The sequence below is a fragment of the Micromonospora sp. NPDC023737 genome (genome assembly GCF_040639715.1).
Classification (GTDB): Bacteria; Actinomycetota; Actinomycetes; order Mycobacteriales; family Micromonosporaceae; genus Micromonospora.
In genome coordinates, this window is sequence record NZ_JBFAAL010000040.1 from 1 (window position 1) to 2,975 (window position 2,975).

Here is a 2,975-nt window from a genome sequence, read left to right on the forward strand (position 1 = left end):
AGGGGTAGTCGGCGAGCACCTTGGGGCGAAGGTGGCGGGCGGCCGTCGGAGACGGTCAAGGAGGGCCTGGCCGACCTGGTGGTGGTGCCTTCGGCGGCGGGACTGGGCTTCGGCAAGCAGTCGTTCGAGCGGATCCCGGCGGTACGCAAGGCGGGCGGCGACGCCGCCGGTGCCGGTGTGCGGTCGACGCGGACCACAGGAAGGTCTTGGCCCCGGCCGAGTAGCTGGCGTCAGCGCCAAATCCGACCCGACATCGAACACGGGGTAGGCCGGTCCCCATCAGCGTCGGGCTCGCCTTATTCTGACTGCTCGGGGAAGCCCTCCCTCGCGCGCCGCTGGCTCGATGAGACGCAGGCGTCCCCGTCCATGTGGCCCCCGTTGCCCGCGCGGGGTCGTAAACAGAGATCACCACCGGAAGGCAGGCCGAATGAGCAGCGCCCTTCGCGGCATCCGGAGCACCTGCGTTCCCAGGCCGGATGTGCTCGCGGGTGGCATGAGTGACAACCAGTTCGCCGCTCAGCTTGACAAGGTCGTCCGTGACCCGAGCGGCTACGAGGTCTACTCCGACGCCCACCGGTTTTTCGACCTGACGTACCCGACGAGCGGGTTGAAGCAGCTCCTCGCCAAGACGTTCGGACGCCTTGCGGGCGTCGCCGGTGATGACGGCGACCACGGCGTCCTCCGCGCTGAGACGTCGTTCGGCGGCGGCAAGACCCACAGTTTGGTGGCCGTGTACCACCTCGCTAAGGGTGCCCGCCCGGCGAACGTCAACGACTTTCTCGACACGTCGCTGCTGCCCGAGGGGCCTGTTAGCGTCGCCGCCGTCGTCGGCGACGCCCTCGACCCGGTGAACGGTCTCGCCACCAACGGCCTGACGAGCCGTACTCTCTGGGGCGAAGTGGGTGCTCAGCTCGGGCCCGCCGCCCACCAAGCGCTCGCTCAGTCCGACCTGGAACGCACGGCCCCCGGGACCGAGACCCTTCGCAAGGCCCTGGGCGGCCGACCGACCGTCATCATCATCGACGAGATCGCCCAGCACCTGCGCCAGGTCGCGGAGTCCGGCAACGAGAGTGTCCGCCGCTCCGCGGCCCAGGTGCCCGTCTTTCTCAAGAACTTGTTCGAACTCGCGATGGGCGACCCCGGCGTGGTTGTCATCATCAGCCTCGCCTCCTCCGGCGACGCCTACGCCAAGGAGACCAGCGAACTCGGCCAGCTCCTCGACGGCGCCACCAGGGCTGCGACGGCCCACGCAGAGAGTGCCAGCGTGCTCTCCCGGTCAGGGCGGGTGATCCAGCCGGCGACCGACAGCGAGATCGCGGAAATCCTCAAGCGGCGGCTGTTCGAGAGCATCGATCCCGCTGCGGCGAAGGAGGCCGGGGAGGCGTACCGCGGCCTGTACGAACAAATCGGGCAAACCGTCACGCTGGTCGGCGGCGCGGAGAGCCCGGCTCACTACGGTGACGCCGTCGCCGCCAGCTATCCGTTCCACCCCGAGACGATCCGTGTTCTAGACAAGCGGCTGGGGAGCATCCCGAACTTCCAGCGCGCCCGCGGCTCGCTCAAGCTCCTTGCGGAAGTAGTAGCGGACCTGTGGGAAGGCACGGCCAACCCCGAGGTCATCAACGTCGCCGACATCAACCTCGCTCGGCTGAACACGCTCAACCACCTCACAATCGCGATCGACCGAGCGGCCTTCTCTGGTGTCGCGAAGGTCGATCTCGCCGGCCCGGAGTCGCACTGCCACGCTGTCGATGCCGCCCGCTTCCCCGGTAAGCCGCCGTTCGCAACCCGCGCCGCCACCACGGTGTTCATGCACTCGCTGGAGATGCGCGCAGGTGTCGGCGCCGGGCGCAGTGAGTACGTTCTAGGGACGCTGCGCGTCGGCGAAGACCCGGAGATTCTTGACGAGGCGCTGGCGGAGGCAGAGAGGGTCTGCTGGCACCTGACCTACGACGGCGCGCGGTGGCGCTTCCATACGGAGCCGAACGTCAACAAGATCGTCGAGGATGGCAAGCGCGATATCCCAAGCACCCGAGTTACAGAGGAGACCAAGGCCCGCATCGCCAAGTCCTTCACCAGCGATGCCGGCGTTACTGCCGTCGTTTTTCCCACCAGCCCTGCCTCGGTGCCAGACGAGCCGCGCCTTCGGATCGTCGCCTTCGACTACGACCACCTATCGGTAGAGGGCACCTCGTCGGCGACGCCGCCTGCCCAGGTAGTGGAAATGCGGGACCGCGCCGGAGCCGCAGGGAGCCTGCGCGCCTATCGCAACGCGGTTGTGTTCGTCGTCGCGGACACCGAAGCGGTCGAGGACCTCAAGGACCGAGTCCGCTCCCAGCTCGCACTGGAAGCCCTCGTCTCCGAGCCGGCCCGCCTCGCCACGTTCGCGAACGGGGTTAAGGACAGGGTCCGCGAGATGTACGACGACAGCGGCCTGAACGTCCGCATCGCTGTCACCCGCTGCTACAAGCACGTGTACTACCCGGTCAAGGACGCCAGCAGCAACCACCTCGCGCACCGCGAGCTTCCCGCGGCGCAGAAGGGCGACACGGCCAAGAGCGTCGTCCGTACTGTCCGTGAGCTGCTTGTCAACGAGGGCAAGGTCCGCACCGAGCCCATCCCGACAAACTGGCTGCGACAGCGCGCCTGGGACAAGCCCGAGTCGACCACAACGAAAAAGATCAACGACTGGTTCTGGAGGGACCAGTCCGCGTTGCTGCTGCTCGACCCGACGCTGCTCACGGATGCGATTAAGAAGGGCATTGCGAACGACGGTTGGGTCTACTACGACACACTCGCTGAGAAGGCGTACAGCGCGACGTCAGCGACTCCGGCGGTTCAGCTCGTGGATACCGCCGAGCTTTACAGCGCCGAAGAGGCGGCCGCTAGGGGGGTCCTCGGCCGCGCGCCGTCCCTCGGGGATGTGCTTGCCAGCGTCAATCCCGCGACCACCGGTCCCGCGTTGCGCGCCGCCC

At 67.7% G+C, this 2,975-nt stretch carries 1 protein-coding gene; it reads left to right on the forward strand.

Translation table 11 applies throughout. The annotated features are described in order from the left end of the window. Positions 1-427 precede the first annotated feature (427 nt). Positions 428-2,975: DUF499 domain-containing protein (locus AB0F98_RS31715; RefSeq protein WP_357743236.1), on the forward strand; the 2,548-nt coding region annotated here is incomplete at its 3' end.